The sequence below is a fragment of the Sphingomonas sp. BRN-1R genome (genome assembly GCF_057748035.1).
Genome location: NZ_CM173236.1, coordinates 1,789,244 through 1,807,756 on the forward strand (window position 1 = coordinate 1,789,244; position 18,513 = coordinate 1,807,756).

Genomic DNA, 18,513 nt, shown 5'->3' on the forward strand with positions numbered 1-18,513 from the left:
CTTGGCCGATAAGCCAAAGCGTGGCGATCAACAGACTCGCAAGCGTGAGTGCAAAATGATACGCGCGTCATCGTCGGGGTCGCAGTTATCTTTACGGCATCCGCAGCCGAAGCATCGGCGTGGATCGCACAAGACGGGGGTTTTCATGCGGAATGTGATTTCGGCGGCGATGATGGTCGGGTTGGCGCTGGCGCCTGCCACCGCATCCGCGCAGCGTCTGGCTCGGCCTTCGGGCACCCAGAAGACGCAGGACGCGACGATGAACGACGTGCCGCACTGCTATAAGAAGCTCGGCACCATTTCGATCGTCGATGGCGATGATCCGCGCGGCTGGACGCAATATAGTCTGGCGCCGCCGCAGAAGCTGCTCAAGGTGCTGGTGCAGCGTTCGGGCTGTTTCAACCTGGTCGATCGTGGCAGCGGGCTCCAGGCCGCGCAGCGCGAGCGCGACATCGGTGGCGATCTCGGCCATCAGCGCGGCGCCAACGTCGGCGTCGGCCAGATCAAGGCGGCTGACTATGTGCTTCAGGCCGAAGTGCAGGCGGCGAACAGCAATTCGGGCGGCAGCGGCATCGGTGCCGGCCTCGGCGGTCTGGTTGGCGGTCGCTTCGGCGCGCTGGTCGGCGGCATCGGCAGCAAGAAGATGGAGGCGAACACCGTTCTCTCCATCACCAACGTGCGCACGACCGAGACGATCGCCACCGAGGACGGCTATGCCGCAAAGAACAGCCTGAGCTTTGGCGCGGGCGGCGGGGTCGGCTTCTTCGGCGGCGGCGTCGGCGCGGTCGGCGGCGGCTATGACAACACCGATATCGGCCGCATCGTCACGCTGGCGTTCATCCAGGCGTATGCGAAGCTGGTGAATGGCCTCGGCCTCGTCAATCCCGGCGACGCAGGCACCGCGCAGGCGACTCCGGCCAAGACGTTTAGTGCGCTCGCGCCGGTCGCGATGCACGCCACCGCCGCGGCTAGCGGCAAGACGATCCGCACGCTCCCGCCCGGCTCGATCGTCTATCCGACCGGCAACAAGAACGGGCTGTGGTGGGAAGTCGCCGACGAGAACGACAATGTCGGCTGGGTACTCAACACCAAGCTCGGTCCGACGCAGTAAGCATGTGTCACCGCCGCCGGCCCCGATCGTGCTGGCGGCGGAACGACCGAAGGCGTAGAGACCGCATGTTCGATTAGGAGACGATCCATGCTGAAGTTCCTCGCTGCCTTCGCCGCCGGTTCGCTCGCGCTCGCGGCGCCCGCACATGCCGCACTCGCGGTCGGCGCCAAGGCGCCGCTGTTCACCACGCAGGCCGCGGTCGGCGGCAAGAACTTCACCTTCACGTTGCAAAGCGCGCTGAAGAAGGGGCCGGTCGTGCTGTACTTCTTCCCCGCCGCCTTCACTTCGGGCTGCACGATCGAGGCGCATGAGTTCGCCGAGGCTGCTGACGAATATAAGAAGCAGGGCGCGACGCTGATCGGGCTGACCGCGGGCAACGTCGATCGCATCAAGGAATTTTCGGTACAGGAGTGCCGCAACAAGTTCCCGGTCGGCGTGGCGACGCCTGCCACGATCGCCGGTTATGACGTGACGCTGCCGCAGAAGACCGGCTGGTCGAACCGCACCTCGTTCGTGATCGCGAAGGACGGCACCATCGCCTACGTCTTGTCGGAGCCGAGCCCCGAGGGTCATGTTTCCGGCACGATGGCGGCGGTGAAGGCGCTCGCCGCCAAGAAGGGCTGACCGGTCCGGGCATCCGTCTCGCGCTCGCCGGTCCGGCGGGCGTCGACGCCGTGCCTTGTCCGCGCGACACACTCATGCCGAAGCGGCACGGCCAGCGCGATAGCGTCCGAAGATGTTCGAGGCGTTTCGGGGAAAGATGCTGCAATGGTCGGGGCGATAGGATTCGAACCTACGACCCCTGGACCCCGAGACCAGTGCGCTACCAGACTGCGCCACGCCCCGACACATTGCAGGAGGGCGCCTCTAGCGGGATGACCTGACTCGATCAAGCGCTAAATCGCGGAAAATCGAGGAGCCGGTTCACGGCACAAGGCGCCCGGGGGCGGCGGCTACGCACGATCCCGGATGAACGCTTTGTCATCGCGGTGGCGGCTTCCGGGGCGGCAATCGCGCTGATAAGGGTGGGACCGTAACGGGAGAATTTCAGGGTCTATGTCCAACGCGCCGATCTTCTTCGATGCGTCGGGGCGCCGGCGGCGGCGGTTCGCCTTTGCGATCGGTGCCTTCATCGTGCTCGTCATCCTCTCGCTGGTCGCGCTCGGTCTGTCGATCGGCGTGGTGCCGCCTGCGCCGCTGCTGCCGGTCGATGCCGAGCACCCCGCGCTGGTGCGCCTGCCGCCGCCGCATGAGCCGTTGCTCAAACGCACCCGCCGCCAATTGCTCGATTATGCGCGCCTGTTGACTGGTGCGCCCGCGCGCGGCGTGCAGCCGGGCGATGACGCGCCGCTCGCGATCGCCTTCCATGTGCCGTGGGATCCGTCGAGCGCCTCGTCGCTGCGTCGGCATATCAACGATCTCGACTGGCTGATCCCCGGCTGGGTAAGCGTCACGGGCGCCAACCACCATATCACCGTGTTTCGCGACACCGCCGGCAAGGAAATCCTCAATCGCGCGCAGCGTCGCCCGCTGCTGCTGCCGATGATCCAGAACGCGCAGCAGGGCGAATGGGATGGCACGGGCATGGCCGCGCTGCTGCACGATCCCGTGCAGCGGCGCGCTCTGCTCGACAAACTGGAGCCGTGGCTCGTGGCGAACCAGGCCGGCGGCGCGTTCTTCGATTTCGAGGAACTCCCGCGCAAGGCATTGCCCGATTACCGTGCGTTCCTGCGCGAAGCCAAGGCGCGCTTCGCCAAGCGCGGCTGGGTGGTGGCGATCGCGGTGCCGGTCGGCGAGGACAGTTGGGACGTGAAGGCGTTCGCGAGCGTCGTCGATCGCGTCTTCCTGATGGCGTATGACGAACACGAACTGAGCAGCCCGCCCGGTCCGATCGCCTCGCAAAGCTGGTTCGAGCGTGCGGTCGCGCAGGCCGCGAACGGCGTGCCGCGCGGCAAGATCGTCGTTGCGATCGGCAATTACGGCTACGACTGGCACAGCGACAGCGCGGCCGGTGGCGATCCGGTGGCGATCGACGAAGCGTGGGAGGCTGCGCGTGAATCGGGCGCGACGCCCGTGTTCGACAAGGCGAGCGGCAATACCGGTTTCGCCTATCAGGAAGGCAATGTCCGCCACGTCCTGTGGCTGCTCGACGCGCCCTCGGCCTATAACCAGATCCGCTTCCTCAATCGCGCGAAGCTCGGCGCGGTCGCACTGTGGCGGCTGGGTTCGGAAGACCCGGGGCTGTGGTCGGTCTTCGGGCGGTCGCATCGTGTGCTGCCCGGGCCACAGGCGATGAACGCCATTCCGGTCGGCACCGATGTCGATATCGACGGCAACGGCGAAATCCTCAAGATCGCCGGCGTGCCTGTCACCGGGCAACGCAATGCGACGCTCAACCCCGCCAACGGGCTGATCGATCGAGTCGATTTCACACGACTGCCGTCGCCTTATGTGGTGCAGCGCACCGGCTACAAACCGGGCGAGGTCGCGCTGACCTTCGACGACGGGCCCGATCCGACGTGGACGCCCAAGATCCTCGACATCCTCAAGGCCAATCACGTCCCTGCCACGTTCTTCGTGATCGGCGAGAATGCGCTGACCCAGCGTAGCCTCCTCGAACGGATGGTGCGCGAAGGCCATGAGGTCGGCAGCCACAGCTACACGCATCCCAATATGGCGGGGTCGACCGACACTGAGACGGCGTTCCAGCTCAACACCACGCAGCGGCTGTTCCAGGCGTTCACCGGGCGATCGCTGCGGTTGTTCCGCGCGCCCTATTTCGGGGACGCCGAGCCGACCACCGCCGACGAAATCGAGCCGGCGCTCCAGGCGCAGAACCGCGGCTATATCTCGGTTGGACTGCATGTCGATCCCGACGACTGGAAGCGGCCGGGCGTGCAGCCGATCATCGACAAGGTGGTGAGCGAGGTGTACCCGCCGCCCGCCTGTAACGCGCAATCGGATGCGTCGTGCAGCCACAACGTCATTTTGCTCCACGACGGCGGCGGCAATCGCCAACAGACAGTGGAGGCGCTGCCGATCATCATCCAGCAGCTCCGCGCCAAGGGCATCCGCTTCGTGCCGGTGTCGACGCTCGCGGGTATCCCGCGCAACGTCGCAATGCCTCCGATCTCGGCGAGCGACCGGCTCGCGTCGTCGGCCGATCTGTTCGTGTTCACCGCGCTCGGCTCGATCGTCGTCGCGCTCGGCTGGCTGTTCTTCTTCGCGATCACGATCGGCATCGCGCGCGCGCTGACGCTCTCCGCACTCGCGCTGATCCAGGCGCGACGCGAGGGGCGGACGGTGTTCCCCGCGATCGACCCCGCGCGGTTCGTGACGGTGATGATCCCGGCCTTCAACGAGGAGGCAGTGATCGAGCGCTCCGTGCGCACCGTGCTCGCCAGCATCGACGTGCGGCTCGAGGTGATCGTCATCGACGACGGATCGAGCGACCGCACCAGCGAGATCGTCCGCACTGTCTTCGCCGACGAACCGCGCGTCCGGCTGCTCACGCTGGAGAACGGCGGCAAGGCGCGCGCGCTCAACCAGGGCCTCGCGCTCGCGACCGGCGAGATCGTCATCGCGCTCGACGCCGATACCCAGTTCGAGCCGACCACGATCGCGCGGCTGGCGCGCTGGTTCGTCGATCCCGCACTTGGCGCGGTGGCAGGCAACGCCAAGGTCGGCAACCGGGTGAACCTCATCACGCGCTGGCAGGCGCTCGAATATATCACTGCGCAGAATCTCGAACGGCGCGCGCTCGCGCGGCTTGAGGCGATGACGGTGGTGCCCGGCGCGGTCGGTGCGTGGCGGCTGGAGGCGATCCGCAGCGTCGGCGGCTATCCGGACGACACGCTTGCCGAGGATCAGGATCTCACCATCGCGATCCAGCGCGCCGGCTGGAAAGTGCATTATGACCAGTACGCCGTCGCCTGGACCGAGAGCCCCGAAAGCTTCAAGGGCCTCGCCAAGCAGCGCTTCCGCTGGGCGTACGGCACGCTGCAATGCCTGTGGAAGCATGGCATCATCATCGCGCGCGGCAAGCCGGCGGGCCTCGCGCGCGTGGGGTTGCCGCAGGCGATCCTGTTCCAGATCGTGCTGGCGGCGATCTCGCCGATCATCGATCTCGCGCTGATCGTCAGCTTCGTGATGACCTATATCGCGGTGCGCGCGCACGGCTGGGCGCAGACCCAGCACGACGTTTATACGATGCTGATCTACTGGCTGGTGTTCACCGCGATCGACGTGCTGGCCGCGACGATCGCCTTCGCGCTCGAGCGGCGCGAGAACTGGAAGTTGCTGTGGCTGCTGATCCCGCAGCGGATCGGCTACCGACAGGTGATGTATTACGTCGTGTTGAAGGCGATCACCCAGGCGTTGCGCGGGCCGAAGGTCGGCTGGGGCAAGCTGGCGCGGACGGGGCGCGTCAATATGTAGCCTTGCGGTACTGAGGCTGTATATCGGCGGATATGCTGAACCGTCTCCTCGCCGCCCTGCTGCTGCTCACCGCGAGCGCCGCCATCGCTGCGCCGCCCGCGCCGCCGCTGGTGCTTGCGGCGGCGAGCTTGCAGGAATCGATGAACGCCGCCGCCGATGCCTGGGCGGCAAAGGGGCATCCCCGACCGGTGATTTCCTTCGCGGGCTCCTCCGCACTGGCCCGGCAGATCGAAGCGGGCGCGCGTGCCGACCTGTTCGTGTCGGCGGACGAGGACTGGATGGATGAGGTTGCCGCGAAACACCTTATCGCGCCCGCAACGCGCTCGACCTTTCTCGGCAACCGGCTGGTGATCGTCGCCGCCGCCGGCAGCACGGTGCGCGCGCCAGCGGGCGGCGTGCGGCTGGCGCGGTTCCTCTCCGCCGGGCCGCTGGCGATGGCCGATCCGTCGGTGCCGGCGGGCAAGTACGGGCGCGAGGCTCTGACGAGGCTTGGCGTGCTGGCGGTGGTGCGGCCGCATATCGTTTCGGCCGAGAACGTGCGTGCGACGCTCGCGCTGGTCGAACGTGGCGCCGCACCGTTCGGCATCGTCTATGCGACCGACGCGCGGGCTTCGGCGAAGGTGCGCGTCGCCGGCGTGTTCCCGGAGAACACGCACCCGCCGATCACCTATCCGCTCGCGCGATTGGCTGCGTCGGGCAACGCCGAGGGTGAGGGTTTCCGCCGCTTCCTGCTGAGCGGCGTGGGCAAGGCGATCTTCGTGCGTTACGGCTTTTCGGCCAAGTGAGCGCGCCGGGGCGAGCGCGCCCTCATCGGTTCGTCCTGGGCGGAGTCGAACGACATGCGGCGGCTTCGGTGCTGTCGGCATGCACTTCGACTTCGCTCAGCACGAACCGCCGGAATAGGGCGGCCGCAGAATGCTGACCGTGACCGAATGGCAGATCGTCGCGCTTTCGCTTCGCGTCGGTCTTGTCGCCATTGCGGTGACGTTGCCGCTCGCCTTCGCGCTCGCATGGCTGCTCGCGCGCGTGACGTTTCCGGGCAAGGTGCTGGTCGATGCCATCATCCACCTGCCGTTGGTGGTGCCGCCGGTGGTGACGGGCTGGGTGCTGCTGATCCTGTTCGCGCCCGCCGGACCGCTCGGCGTGTCGCTGATGCGCTGGTTCGGCGTGACCGTGCTGTTCCGCTGGACCGGCGCGGCGATTGCGGCAGGCGTGATGGCGCTGCCGCTGATGGTGCGCGCGATGCGGCTGTCGATCGAGGCGATCGACAACAGGCTCGAAAATGCCGCGCGTACGCTCGGCGCAGGGCGCTGGCGGGTGTTCCGGACCATAACCCTGCCGCTCAGCCTGCCTGGCGTGCTCGCTGCGCTGGTGCTTGGTTTCGCGCGCGGGCTCGGCGAGTTCGGCGCGACGATTACGTTCGTGTCGAACGTGCCGGGCGAGACGCAGACCCTGCCGCTTGCCATCTACAGCGCGCTCCAGCAGCCGGACGGCGATGCTCTGGTTTGGCGGCTGTCGGCGATGTCGGTAGCGCTGTCGCTGGCGGCGCTGGTGGCGTCCGAACTGCTCGTGCGCCGTACGGGAAGGGGGCAGGGTGGCGTTTGACGTTCATGTCGTGAAGCGCCTCGGCGAGACGCGGATCGACTTCACGCTCGCCGCAGAAACGGGCGCGACCGTGCTGTTCGGGCCTTCGGGCGCGGGCAAGACGAGCGTGCTCAACATGATCGCAGGGCTGTTGCGGCCCGATGCGGGGCATGTCCGGGTCTGCGGCGCAGCGCTGTTCGATTCCGCGACGGGGGTCGATGTTCCGCCCGAACGGCGGCGGGTCGGCTATGTGTTCCAAGAGCCGCGCCTGTTTCCGCATCTGCGTGTGCGCGATAATCTGCGGTACGGCGCGTCTGGCGGCGGACTTGCTCTCGATGCGATCGGCTTTCTCGGCCTCGACGATCTGCTCGATCGCTGGCCGCGTACCTTGTCGGGCGGAGAAGCGCGGCGTGTCGCGATCGGCCGAGCGTTGCTGAGCGATCCGGCGTTTCTGCTGCTGGACGAGCCGCTGTCGTCGCTCGATCGGGGTCGCCGCGAGGAGATCCTCGTCGCGATCGAGCATATCCGCGATGTCACGCGGCTGCCGATCCTGATGGTGACTCACGACGCAGGCGAAGCCGAACGCATCGGCACGCGTATCGTCCCGGTCTGACGGTGGAAGGGGCGAGCGCATGCGCCCGCCCCCAGATGCTTACTTCTTGTGCTTGCGGTGCGTCATCGTGTGCTTGCCGCCGCCGGCACCCTCGCGGCACTGGTCCTTCACGGTCGCCGAACAGACCGGATAGCTGTCCTGCGCGGCCGGTGCCGGATTGGCGGCGGGGGTGCCCATCTGCGGCGCAGGGGCTGCGGTCGCGGCGGGATCGGCTGCCGGAGCCGCAGTTGCGGGTGCTGCGGTGGCGGCATCGGCACCTGGAGCGGGCTGCGACATCGCGGGATCGGGGGCCGGCGTCGTCTGGGCGAAAGCGGCGACGGGGGCGGCAATCGCCAGCGCGGCGAGCATCATCAGCTTCATCGATTCACTCCTGCAAAAAACGGGCAAAAAAACGGGCAGCTGTTTCTGCTGCACGCCCGTTGAACGCACATCTGCGCGCAAGGCTCCCTCGTTTCGCTCGCGATTCGAGATTACGGTTCAGGACGCCATCACGAGAGTGTTACGGCCAGGTCGGCAACCACATCCAGCGGTGGAAGCTTTGCGGCCCCGCCAACGGTGCGGCCGAAAGGATCGGGTAGAAGAATGCGAACAGCCCCAGCGCCACGAGCAGCGCATATTCGTCCCAACGCGCGAACCGCCCTTTGCAGAAGCGCTGAAGCGCTGCCGCGATCGCGACCGGCAGCAAGATGCTCGGCAGATAATAATAATAAAAGAAGCCGAGCGATTTGGGGATGACGATCCACGGCAGGTAAGCGCCAGCCCAAAGCGCGGCGATGGCGGGCAGCTTGATCGAACGGTCGCGCCAGCCCGCATGGAGACACGCGCCGATCGCGACGAGCCCGCCCCACAGCACGGCCGGATTGCCGACCATCAGCACGCCGCGCGTCGCGCCGTCGACCTCCTCGTACAGATACCAGATCGGGCGGATCATCAGCGGCCAACTCCACCACTGCGACTGATACGGATGGCTCGGCAGCACCTGCGTCTGCTGCGCGTACATGGCGCGCTGGAACCACAGCAGCTCATCGAAACGCAGCGGCATGTCATGGTAATAGAGCGCGGGCGCGAACGTCGCGAAATACGCGCCGATCGAGACGATGCCGAGCAGCAACAACGCCGGCACCGCCGCGAGACCCGGCCAGTATGCGTGCCCGCCCGCGTTGAGCGCCCACCACACCGAACGTCCGGCCCGGCGTGCTTCGGCAAGCCGCACCGCGACGAAGGCGATCGCGGCGTAGGCGACGAACGGCACCGCCGTCCATTTCGCGCCGACCGCAAGCCCGAGCAGCACCGCGCCGAGCAGCCAGCGCGGCCACGCCCCACGCCCGGTCTTCGCGCGCATCGCCCATAGCAGCACGGCGGTCGCCAGCACGACGAACGCGGCCATGAACCCGTCGAGCATCGCGATCCGCGCCTGGATGAAAACCGTGAAGTTCAGCAGCGCGAAGCCCGCGCCCAGCGCCGCGGTGCGCGTGCGGCCGAACGCGAGCCACAGGATCCAGAACACGCCCAGCACGGTGGCGGTGCCGGCAATCGTCGAAAAGGCGCGCCACCCGAGCGGGTCGTCGCCGAACAGCGCGATGCCCGCGGCGATGATCTCCTTGCCGACCAGCGGATGCTCGGTATTGGCCGGCATTGCCAGCGCGAGCAGCTTGCGCGCGGCGGGCACGTAATGCACCTCATCGAACATCACCTTGTGCGGGGTGGTGAGCCGATAGCTGAACAGCGCCTGCGCGCCCACGCCGATCAACGCGGCGACTCGGCCGGGGTGGCCGAAGACGGTGCGCGTTTTCATACCTGCTGGACCCCCACCTTCGCGGGGGAACGGATTGGGCGTTGCAAAGCTACCGGCATGGTGCCGCTATCCCCGCTTCCACGCGGCCTTTCAAGCGAGGCATTGACGGGGAGGGACCGCGAGCGGCAAAGCAGGCCGCATGAAACGGCGCACCGGACAAGACCAGAGCATCACCCGCCAATGGCGGCCCGCAACCCAGGCCGTGCGGGGCGGCACCGCGCGCAGCGAGTTCGGCGAGACCTCGGAGGCGATCTTCCTCACTTCGGGCTACAGCTATGATTGCGCGGGCGACGCCGCCGCGCGCTTCGCGGGCGAGCAGGTCGGCATGACCTACTCGCGGCTCCAGAACCCAACGGTGGAGATGCTGGAGAACCGCATCGCGTTGCTGGAGGGTGCGGAGGCGTGCCGCACGATGACGACGGGCATGGCGGCGATGACCGCGGTGCTGCTGTGCCAGTTGCAGATGGGCGACCATATGGTCGGCGGGCGCGCCGCGTTCGGATCGTGCCGCTGGCTGACCGACACGTTGCTCCCGAAATTCGGTATCGAGACGACCGTGGTCGATGCGCGCGATCCGCAGGCCTGGGCCGATGCGATCCGCCCCAATACCAAGGTGTTCTTCTTCGAAACGCCCGCCAATCCGACGATGGACGTGGTCGATCTGAAAGCGGTGTGCGACATCGCACGCGCGCGCGGCATCACCACGGTGGTCGACAATGCCTTCGCCACGCCCGCGTTGCAGCGGCCGATGGAATGGGGCGCGGACGTGACCGCTTATTCCGCCACCAAGATGATGGACGGGCAGGGGCGCGTGCTTGCTGGCGCAGTGTGCGGCACCTCGGCGTTCATCAACGACGTTCTGCTGCCTTTCACGCGCAATACCGGGCCGACGCTTAGCGCGTTCAACGCGTGGGTGGTGCTGAAAGGTCTCGAGACGCTCGACCTGCGCATCCGCCGACAGAGCGAGAACAGCCTCAAGGTCGGCGCGTTCCTGGAAAACCGCGTGCCGCGCATCCTCCACCCCGGCCTTGCCAGCCATCCGCAGCACAATCTCGCGATGGCGCAAATGGAGGCGTGCGGGCCGATCTTCGCGTTCGAGGTCGATGGCGGTCGCAAACAGGCGCATGGCCTGCTCGATGCGCTCGAACTCGTAGATATCTCGAACAACATCGGCGATTCGCGTTCGCTGATGACGCACCCCGCCTCGACCACGCATTACGGCGTCGCGGAGGACAAGCGCATCGAGATGGGCGTGACCGACAATCTGCTGCGCCTCAACGTCGGCCTGGAAGATCCGCAGGACGTGATCGACGATCTCGACCAGGCGCTGACAAAGGTCGGGCTGTGATCGGCGATGCGATGAAGTCGCTGTTCCCACACGTCGCGGAGACGCGCGGTGTCGTGGTGCGCGTCTCGGTCAGCTATCTGCCCGAACAGTCCGAACCGGCGCGCGGGCGCTGGTTCTGGGCCTATCACATCCGCATCGAGAACGAGGGTGCGCAGGAGATCCAGTTGCTGACTCGCCACTGGGTCATCACCGACGGGCGTGGCGCGCGCCACTCGGTCGAGGGTGAAGGCGTGATCGGCGAGCAGCCGCTGATCGCACCGGGCGGCAGCTTCGACTATGTGTCCGGTTGTCCGCTCTCGACACCGACTGGATCGATGCAGGGCACGTACCACATGGTCGGCGCGGACGGGACCGCGTTCGACGTGGAGATTCCCAAGTTCGCGTTGCTTGCCCCGGCGGTGGGTGCGTGATCCGGCTGGTATGAAGCGCACGCATCTTCCGCTCAACGGCCTGCGCGTGCTCGATGCCGCCGCGCGGCACCTGTCGTTCACCCGCGCCGCCGACGAACTGGCGGTGACGCCGGCGGCGGTCGGCCAGCAGATCCGCGCGCTAGAGGATACGCTCGGCGTGGTGCTGTTCCGTCGCACCACGCGCGGGCTGGAACTGACGCCCGAGGGTGAGGCCGGGCTCGAGGCGCTGCGCACCGGCTTTCTCCAGTTCGAGGAAGCGGTGCGGGCGATGCAGGCGGGGCAGACCAGTAAGTCGCTCACCATCGCGGCACCACGCGACCTGACCGAGAAGTGGCTGATGCCGCGCCTCGCCGGGATCGCGCGCGCCGACGGCGAGCTGCGCTTCGCCCTCGTTTCCGCCGATGAGACGATCGACTTCACCGAAGCCAATCTCGATCTCGCGATCCGATGGGGCGATGGCCCGGGCGAGCACGAGGGCGAGGCGCTCGAATCGGAGGGCATGGTCACGGTCGAGCGGCCGGGCGGTGGTGCCGACACACGCATCTCATGGCCGGGTTGCGTCAACGACGATGCCGTCTCGCTGGTGCGCGTCGGCGATGCCGGGCTGGCGATCGACGCGGCGGCGGCGGGGCTGGGGCGCGCGACCGTGCCCGAACTGCTCGCCGGTGCGGACATCGCCGCCGGGCGCGTCGTCGTGACGAGCGGGCCGAAGCCGTTCGCCAAGGGCTATTGGCTGATCGCACCGCTACCTCAGTGGCGGCAGAAGAAGGTGCGCGCGCTGGTCGAGGCGCTGATCGCGTGAGCGATCTGTTCGCCAGCACGCGTCTGGCGATGCGCCCGCAGCGCGCGAGCGATGCGCCCGCGCTCCACGCCGCGTACCGCGATGCGGACCTGATGCGATACTGGTCGAGCGGGCCCCACGCCAACGTCACCGAAACGCACGATTACCTCACCGCGCGCGCCGATACGGGGTCATGGCGCGGCTGGGCGGTGACGCTTAAGGGCGACGATACGGCGATCGGCACGTTAGCGGCGGGCACGCGGCGGCCGGGGGTGGTTGAGATCGGCTATCTGTTGGTGCGCGCATCCTGGGGGCAGGGCTTTGCGCGTGAGGCGGTGTCGCGGCTGCTCGACCTGCTGTTCCGTGAGGAAGGCGCACGGCGCGTGTTCGCGGACACCGATCCTGAAAACCACGGCTCCAACCGGCTGCTCGAGGCGCTGGGCTTCACGCTGGAAGGCGTGCTGCGTGCCGAGTGGGAGACGCATATCGGCGTGCGCGACTCCAACCTGTGGGGGCTGCTCGCCGAGGAATGGACGAAGCGATGACCCCGCCCGACCTTCGTGACCCGGCGCAGCTTGCCGCATATCGCCGCGAGGTGCGCGCGGTCGCCGCGCCGGTGCGGATCATGGGCGTGGCGTTGCTGGTGATCGGCGCGTTGCTGGCCGCACTTCAGCGCACGCGCTGGCCCGCGATCCCCACCGTCCTGCCGCTGGTGCTCGTCGCGCTCGGTGCGCTGCATATGCTCGCCGCGATCGCGGTGCGCGGAAAATACCACCAGCGGCGGATGAAGGGCGATGGCTAAGGCCGATCGTCTCGAACGGCTCGATCTGCGGCGGGCCGAGCTGGAAACCGAGTATCGCGACATGCTGATCGCGGCGCTGCGCACCACCGCAAACGGCACGTGGGGCCTGTTCGACCATCAGCAGGATCGCCGCGCCCGCGCCAAGCTGGCGCCTACCGTCGATGCGCTCACTGAGACCGGCGAAGAGATCGACGCCAAGCGCGAGCAGCTCGGCATCGAACCGTTCGCGCTGCATCACGAATTCCTCGCCTCGCGCGGGCGGGTCGCGTCGAACGCGGTCGGCGAACCCAAGCAGGCGCAGGCTTGGCTCGCACGGCTCGGCGTCTCCGCCTGAAGACTACGCCGCGAGCGCTTCGGGGCGGTACGCCGCGTCAGTCTTGCGGCCGCGACCGACGTTGATCTGCACGCTGACGTTCCAGTTCGGCTTGGGCTGCGACACGCGGATCACGCGGCCGGCCGCATCGCGCGCGTTGCGGGCGTGCCGGTCCGCGCCGCTCAGTGCGTCGACCATGCGCCACAGCAGCACCGAGACGCCGATGCGGATCGCGCTCGCGACCATCGCCACCGCGTTGCCCACCGCGAGCGCCTTCGCCACCACCCATGTCTTCTTCTTGAACGCAGCCATGTCGGTCGCGCCCCAATCGACCCGGAACCCTTCGGGCACCGGCTTCCACTTAGCGTTCGTCGACGCGGTCGATCGGATCATGTCGTGGTTGCAACGCGCGCAACGGCTGAACTGGAAGCCCTGATTGCTGACCGACACGGGCGCCGCGACGTGACCCGACAAATTGCAAAGAAACTTCATGGCTGGCTCCCTGTGTATGTTGTGCGTTGAGAAGATCGAGATGAAGGTTGGCGAGCTGCTGGAGATCGCGTTGGCCGTGGTTGAGAACGTAATCGAGATCCCAGACCTCGAAGCTGTGGCCCATGCCGACGAGGAGAAGGTGATGCGCCTCGCCGCGCCGCTCATCGAGCCACGGCGCGATGGTGAGGCGGGCCTTGCCGTCGAGACGGGCCGGCGCCGAGAAACCGAAATGGCGGCGCAGGCGATCGAGCGGATCGGGCGCGTCGGGCAAGCTGCCGACGACCTGATCGCAGGCGAACCGTTCGATCCGCTCGTTGAGCACGACCGAGTCGAAGACGATCAGGCAATTCAGATGGTCGTGAAGACCGACGTGCAGATCCTCGCGGGCACCGCGCGCCGCGACGGTGCCGAAGAACGGCTCGGGCAGCGTGACGATGCCGCCGCTTCCGATCTCGCAGATCGCACTCCCTACGAACAGTCGACCCATGTTCATTCCCCCGGCTGTTGACCGAGGTTTAGACGTAGTTAACGAGTCGTATAAAGATTGTAGGAATACCCTAGGGCCATAGCCTGTAAGGGTATTCCCTGACCGGGTATGCCGCTTAACGCGTTACACTTATTAGACTTTCGTCTAATAGGATGATCCTTCAAGCATCCAGTTCGGCCACGTCCATGCGCGCGGCGTTCTCCTGGATGAAGGCGAAGCGGTGCGCCGGATTGGTGCCCATCAACCGGTCGACTAGATCCTTGACGCCCGCGCGCTCCTCATATTCCTGCGGCAGCGTGATGCGGAGCATCTGGCGCGTGGCCGGGTCCATCGTCGTCTCGCGCAGTTGCATCGGGTTCATCTCGCCCAATCCCTTGAAGCGCGCGACTTCGACCTTCTTGTTCCTGAACGGGCCCTTTTCGATGCGCGCGCGGTCCGCGTCGTCCATCGCATACAGGCTCTTGGTGCCCGCCGTGATCCGGTACAGCGGCGGCTGCGCTAGGAACAGATGTCCGCGCCGCACCAGATCGGGCATCTCCTGAAAGAAGAAGGTCATCAGCAGCGTTGCGATATGCGCGCCGTCCACGTCCGCGTCGGTCATGATGACGATGCGTTCGTAGCGCAAATTCTCCGGGTTGCAGTCCTTGCGCGTACCACAGCCGAGCGCCTGGATGAGATCGGCGATCTCCTGATTGGCGAGGATCTTGGCCGATGTGGCCGAGGCGACATTGAGGATCTTGCCGCGGATCGGCAGGATCGCCTGCGTCTTGCGATCGCGCGCCTGCTTGGCCGAACCGCCTGCCGAATCGCCCTCGACGATGAACAATTCGGTGCCCTCGGGGCTGTCGGCGGCGCAGTCGGTCAGCTTGCCCGGCAGGCGCAGCTTGCGCGCGCTGGTCGCGGTCTTGCGCTTGACCTCCCGTTCGGCCTTGCGCCGCAACCGGTCGTCCATCCGTTCGAGGATGTAGCCGAGCAGCGCCTTGCCGCGTTCCATATTGTCGCTGAGGAAATGGTCGACATGGTCGCGCACCGCCCGCTCGACCAAGGTCGCCGCCTCGGGGCTGGTGAGCCGGTCCTTGGTCTGGCTCTGGAACTGCGGATCGCGGATGAACACCGACAGCATCAGCTCGCTGCCGACCATCACGTCCTCTGGCGCGATGTCCTTGGCCTTCTTCTGCCCGACCAGTTCGCCGAACGCGCGCACGCCCTTCACCAGCGCCGCGCGCAGACCCTGTTCATGCGTGCCACCATCGGGGGTGGGGATGGTGTTGCAATACCAGCTATAGCTGCCGTCGCTCCACAGCGGCCAAGCCACCGCCCATTCGACGCGGCCCTGCTCGCTGGGGAAATCCTGCCGTCCGACGAAGAAATCCGCCGTCGCGCACTCGCGCCCGCCGATCTGTTCGCGCAAATGATCGGCGAGGCCGCCGGGGAACTGGAACACCGCCTCTGCCGGCGTGTCATCGGTCAGCAACTCCGGCGCGCAATGCCAGCGCACCTCGACCCCGGCGAACAGATACGCCTTGGAGCGGATCAGCTTGTAGAGCCGTGCGGGCTTGAACAGCATCTCCGGCCCGAAGATGTCGGTGTCGGGCGTGAACGCGACCGAGGTGCCGCGCCGGTTCTGCACCGGCCCCAGCGCCTCGATCGGCCCGAGCGTGATCCCGCGCGAGAACTTCTGGCGGTACAGCGTCTTGTTGAGCGCCACCTCGATCACGGTGTCCGACGACAGCGCATTGACCACGCTGATGCCGACGCCGTGCAGCCCACCCGCGGTCTGATACGCCTTGCCCTCGAACTTGCCGCCCGAATGCAGGGTGGACAGGATCACCTCCAGCGCCGATTTGCCGGGGAACTTGGGGTGCGGATCGACCGGGATGCCGCGCCCGTTGTCGACGATGGTCAGCCGGTTGCCGGGTTCGAGCACGACCTCGATCCGCGTCGCGTAGCCCGCGACCGCCTCGTCCATCGCATTGTCGAGCACCTCGGCGGCGAGGTGATGCAACGCACGTTCATCGGTGCCGCCGATGTACATGCCGGGGCGACGGCGCACCGGCTCCAGTCCTTCGAGCACCTCGATCGAGGAAGCGTTATATTCGTGACCGCCGGCCTTGGGCGCGGCGGCGAAAAGATCTTCATCGGACATGCTGCACGAGATAGCGCACCCGGAGCGCTCCGCCTAGAGCGCGCCGGAACAAACCGGGGGCGACGCTACGTTGCGAGCGCCTGCCAGATCGACCCGGCGCTGGTGAGCGTCAGCAGCGTGCCGACCATCACCATGAGCGGGTGCGCCGGCACGCGTTTCGCCAGTACGCCGCCGAGCGGGGCTGCGACCAATCCGCCGATCAGCAGCCCGAGCGTCGCCAGCGTGAACGCCGCGAGCCCCATCTGCGTGATGAACGTCGCGGAGACGGTGGCGGTCAGGAAGAACTCGGACGTGTTGACCGTGCCGATCGTCGTGCGCGGCGCGGCACCCTGAACCAGCAGGTTCGACGTGACGACCGGCCCCCAGCCTCCACCGCCCGCCGCATCGAGAAACCCGCCGGCGAGCCCGAGCGGCGCGACGATCCGGAGTGACTTGAGCGCGAGCGGCCCGCGCCATGCGCGATACAGCAGATAGGGGCCGATCGCGGCGAGATACGCCATCACGAACGGCTTGGCGAGGCCAGCGTCCACGTTGCTCAACACATATGCGCCGAGGACTCCGCCCAACACGCCGGGGATCACCAGCCGCCGGAACAGCCGCCGGTCGACGTTGCGGTTGTAGATATGGCTCGCCCCCGAGGCGGCGGTGGTGAAGGTCTCGACCGCATGCACGCTGGCCGAGGCGAGTGCGGGCGGCATGCCGAGCACGCTGACCAGCAACGTCGAATTGATGAGGCCGAACGCCATGCCGAGCGCGCCGTCGATCACCTGCGCGGCGAAGCCGATCGCGATGAACGGCAGGATCTGGGTAAGATCAATCGCGACGTGATCCAGCATCGGTGCTCCCTTGCGAGCGGAGAACGCACCGAAATGGCTTGCTTTCCAATTCCTATGATGAAGATGGGTTTTAAGTTCAGGCACTTCGCGCCGCAACAGGTTCTTTTATTCGCCGCCTCGAGCGCCTAGATGAGGCCGAATGATACGGGAACGCGAGTGATGTTGCAGCGCTTGGTCGCCTATCTCGATTCGATCAAAGCGCGCGATCCGGCGCCACGCTCGCGGCTGGAGATCTTGACCTATCCGGGAGTATGGGCGCTGGCGTGGCACCGCGTCGCGCATCGGTTGTTCACCGCCCGGCTGTTTTTCCTCGCGCGTTTGGTGAACCACCTGTCGCGGATGACGACGGCGATCGACATTCACCCCGGTGCCAAGATCGGCAGGCACTTCTTCATCGATCACGGCTTCACCGTAATTGGTGAAACCGCCGAGATCGGCGACAACGTGACCATCTATCAATGCGTTACGCTTGGCGGCACCGCGCCCGATAACGGCGTGGCGGGCAAGCGCCACCCGACCTTGTGCGACAATGCGATCATCGGATCGGGTGCGCAGGTGCTTGGACCGATCACGGTCGGCAAGGGTGCGCGGATCGGCGCCAATGCGGTGGTGACGCGCGACGTGCCTGAGGGGGCGGTGATGGTCGGCATTCCGGCGCGCCCGACGATGATCGAAGGTGGGCAGGCCAAGCCTGCTTTCCTCGCTTATGGCACGCCGTGCAGCGACGTGTTCGATCCGCAGACGCAGAAGGTTGAACTGCTGCGGTGCGAGATCGAGACGATGCGCAAGCGGCTTGATACGCTCCTCGCCGAGCATGAGGACGTGCGCAACCGCGCCTGATGGGCACCGTCACGCCTTTTCCGCTGCCGCCGGGCGGCGGTCGCAGCGCACCGACGCAGATCGGGTTCGATCGGCTCGAACTCACCCGCATTCTCGATCTGTATGGACGAATGGTGGCGGCTGGCCACTGGCGCGATTACGCGATTGATCTTGGCAACGAAGCCGCGGTGTTCTCCTGCTTCCGCCGTACTGCCGAACGGCCCGAGTTCCGTATCGAGAAGCGCCCCGCACTGCGCAACCGGCAGGGCATGTGGGCACTCATCGGCGAACAGGGGGCCGTGTTGAAGCGCGGTCACGAGCTTGGGCCAGTGCTGGCCCCGGTCGAGCGCCGGCTGATGAAACTGGTGGACGAGTAAGCCTCAGTCGGCGGATTGCGGTCTGTGCCGCTCGGACCTGCGACGGGCCGCCAAGACTGAGGTGTGAGCCGTATAGACCCGCAACAGCGCCCTGAATGAGGTGCAACGGGAACGCCTCCGCCAGCGGGACACCCGCAAGCGTCATCGCCAGCAGCGAACCAA

General features: G+C 66.8%; 20 protein-coding genes and 1 tRNA gene. 14 read left to right on the forward strand and 7 right to left on the reverse strand.

All coding sequences use genetic code 11. The annotated features are described in order from the left end of the window. The first annotated feature begins 145 nt into the window (after window positions 1–145). A complete protein-coding gene (locus AC3ANX_RS08225; protein WP_488336508.1) occupies window positions 146–1,111 on the forward strand; it encodes a CsgG/HfaB family protein in 966 nt (321 codons plus the stop codon). An 87-nt stretch (window positions 1,112–1,198) separates the two neighbouring features. Further along, on the forward strand, window positions 1,199–1,735 hold the full coding sequence (locus AC3ANX_RS08230; RefSeq protein ID WP_488336509.1) for a peroxiredoxin: 537 nt from the start codon (window positions 1,199–1,201) through the stop codon (window positions 1,733–1,735). A gap of 145 nt (window positions 1,736–1,880) precedes the next feature. Here the strand turns inward: AC3ANX_RS08230 and AC3ANX_RS08235 are convergent. Beyond that, a tRNA-Pro gene (locus AC3ANX_RS08235) sits at window positions 1,881–1,957 on the reverse strand. Window positions 1,958–2,167: 210 nt separating this feature from the next. On the opposite strand from AC3ANX_RS08235, the gene AC3ANX_RS08240 reads away from it, so the two are divergent. The 4 genes from AC3ANX_RS08240 (at window position 2,168) to AC3ANX_RS08255 (ending at window position 7,745) form a co-directional block, all read left to right on the forward strand. Next, window positions 2,168–5,548: a polysaccharide deacetylase family protein gene (locus tag AC3ANX_RS08240; protein WP_488336510.1), complete on the forward strand. Its 3,381-nt coding sequence runs from the start codon at window positions 2,168–2,170 to the stop codon at window positions 5,546–5,548. Window positions 5,549–5,580: 32 nt separating this feature from the next. Continuing rightward, the gene (modA, locus tag AC3ANX_RS08245) at window positions 5,581–6,333 is read left to right on the forward strand and encodes a molybdate ABC transporter substrate-binding protein (protein WP_488336511.1); all 753 of its coding nucleotides are present in this window, start codon (window positions 5,581–5,583) and stop codon (window positions 6,331–6,333) included. A gap of 130 nt (window positions 6,334–6,463) precedes the next feature. Continuing rightward, window positions 6,464–7,153, forward strand: a complete 690-nt coding sequence (gene modB, locus AC3ANX_RS08250) for a molybdate ABC transporter permease subunit (protein WP_488336512.1) — start codon at window positions 6,464–6,466, stop codon at window positions 7,151–7,153. After that, on the forward strand, window positions 7,143–7,745 hold the full coding sequence (locus AC3ANX_RS08255) for an ATP-binding cassette domain-containing protein (RefSeq protein ID WP_488336513.1): 603 nt from the start codon (window positions 7,143–7,145) through the stop codon (window positions 7,743–7,745). Before modB ends, AC3ANX_RS08255 begins: the two co-directional genes overlap by 11 nt. A gap of 39 nt (window positions 7,746–7,784) precedes the next feature. On the opposite strand, the gene AC3ANX_RS08260 is transcribed toward AC3ANX_RS08255, so the two are convergent. After that, window positions 7,785–8,105, reverse strand: coding sequence for a hypothetical protein (locus AC3ANX_RS08260; RefSeq protein ID WP_488336514.1), 321 nt, complete (start codon window positions 8,103–8,105; stop codon window positions 7,785–7,787). A 139-nt stretch (window positions 8,106–8,244) separates the two neighbouring features. Further along, the gene (locus AC3ANX_RS08265; RefSeq protein WP_488336515.1) at window positions 8,245–9,540 is read right to left on the reverse strand and encodes a phospholipid carrier-dependent glycosyltransferase; all 1,296 of its coding nucleotides are present in this window, start codon (window positions 9,538–9,540) and stop codon (window positions 8,245–8,247) included. Between the two features lie 139 nt (window positions 9,541–9,679). Between AC3ANX_RS08265 and AC3ANX_RS08270 the strand changes: the two genes are divergently transcribed. From AC3ANX_RS08270 to AC3ANX_RS08295, 6 genes are read left to right on the forward strand one after another with little or no spacing between them, the layout of a single operon-like run. Further along, a complete protein-coding gene (locus tag AC3ANX_RS08270; protein WP_488336516.1) occupies window positions 9,680–10,888 on the forward strand; it encodes a trans-sulfuration enzyme family protein in 1,209 nt (402 codons plus the stop codon). 11 nt (window positions 10,889–10,899) lie between these two features. After that, window positions 10,900–11,298, forward strand: coding sequence for a Co2+/Mg2+ efflux protein ApaG (apaG, locus tag AC3ANX_RS08275; RefSeq protein WP_488336517.1), 399 nt, complete (start codon window positions 10,900–10,902; stop codon window positions 11,296–11,298). 10 nt (window positions 11,299–11,308) lie between these two features. Then, window positions 11,309–12,100, forward strand: a complete 792-nt coding sequence (locus AC3ANX_RS08280; RefSeq protein ID WP_488336518.1) for a LysR family transcriptional regulator — start codon at window positions 11,309–11,311, stop codon at window positions 12,098–12,100. Next, a complete protein-coding gene (locus AC3ANX_RS08285; protein ID WP_488336519.1) occupies window positions 12,097–12,624 on the forward strand; it encodes a GNAT family N-acetyltransferase in 528 nt (175 codons plus the stop codon). The genes AC3ANX_RS08280 and AC3ANX_RS08285 overlap by 4 nt, the downstream gene beginning before the upstream one ends. Further along, on the forward strand, window positions 12,621–12,881 hold the full coding sequence (locus AC3ANX_RS08290; protein WP_488336520.1) for a hypothetical protein: 261 nt from the start codon (window positions 12,621–12,623) through the stop codon (window positions 12,879–12,881). The genes AC3ANX_RS08285 and AC3ANX_RS08290 overlap by 4 nt, the downstream gene beginning before the upstream one ends. Continuing rightward, entirely contained in the window at window positions 12,874–13,215 is a 342-nt protein-coding gene (locus AC3ANX_RS08295; protein WP_488336521.1) for a hypothetical protein, read from the forward strand. The genes AC3ANX_RS08290 and AC3ANX_RS08295 overlap by 8 nt, the downstream gene beginning before the upstream one ends. 3 nt (window positions 13,216–13,218) lie before the next feature. Here the strand turns inward: AC3ANX_RS08295 and AC3ANX_RS08300 are convergent, their stop codons facing one another. The 4 genes from AC3ANX_RS08300 to AC3ANX_RS08315 form a co-directional block, all read right to left on the reverse strand. Continuing rightward, a complete protein-coding gene (locus AC3ANX_RS08300) occupies window positions 13,219–13,587 on the reverse strand; it encodes a hypothetical protein (RefSeq protein WP_488336522.1) in 369 nt (122 codons plus the stop codon). Then, window positions 13,556–14,173 (reverse strand): division/cell wall cluster transcriptional repressor MraZ, encoded by a 618-nt coding sequence (locus AC3ANX_RS08305; protein ID WP_488336523.1) that lies wholly within the window; start codon window positions 14,171–14,173, stop codon window positions 13,556–13,558. Before AC3ANX_RS08305 ends, AC3ANX_RS08300 begins: the two co-directional genes overlap by 32 nt. Window positions 14,174–14,333: 160 nt before the next feature. Continuing rightward, window positions 14,334–16,319, reverse strand: a complete 1,986-nt coding sequence (gene parE, locus AC3ANX_RS08310; RefSeq protein ID WP_488336524.1) for a DNA topoisomerase IV subunit B — start codon at window positions 16,317–16,319, stop codon at window positions 14,334–14,336. A gap of 65 nt (window positions 16,320–16,384) precedes the next feature. After that, entirely contained in the window at window positions 16,385–17,155 is a 771-nt protein-coding gene (locus AC3ANX_RS08315) for a sulfite exporter TauE/SafE family protein (protein WP_488336525.1), read from the reverse strand. A 159-nt stretch (window positions 17,156–17,314) separates the two neighbouring features. Between AC3ANX_RS08315 and epsC the strand changes: the two genes are divergently transcribed. Then, entirely contained in the window at window positions 17,315–17,995 is a 681-nt protein-coding gene (gene epsC, locus AC3ANX_RS08320; protein WP_488336526.1) for a serine O-acetyltransferase EpsC, read from the forward strand. Further along, window positions 17,995–18,351 (forward strand): DUF2794 domain-containing protein, encoded by a 357-nt coding sequence (locus tag AC3ANX_RS08325; RefSeq protein WP_488336527.1) that lies wholly within the window; start codon window positions 17,995–17,997, stop codon window positions 18,349–18,351. Before epsC ends, AC3ANX_RS08325 begins: the two co-directional genes overlap by 1 nt. Window positions 18,352–18,513: the final 162 nt, after the last annotated feature.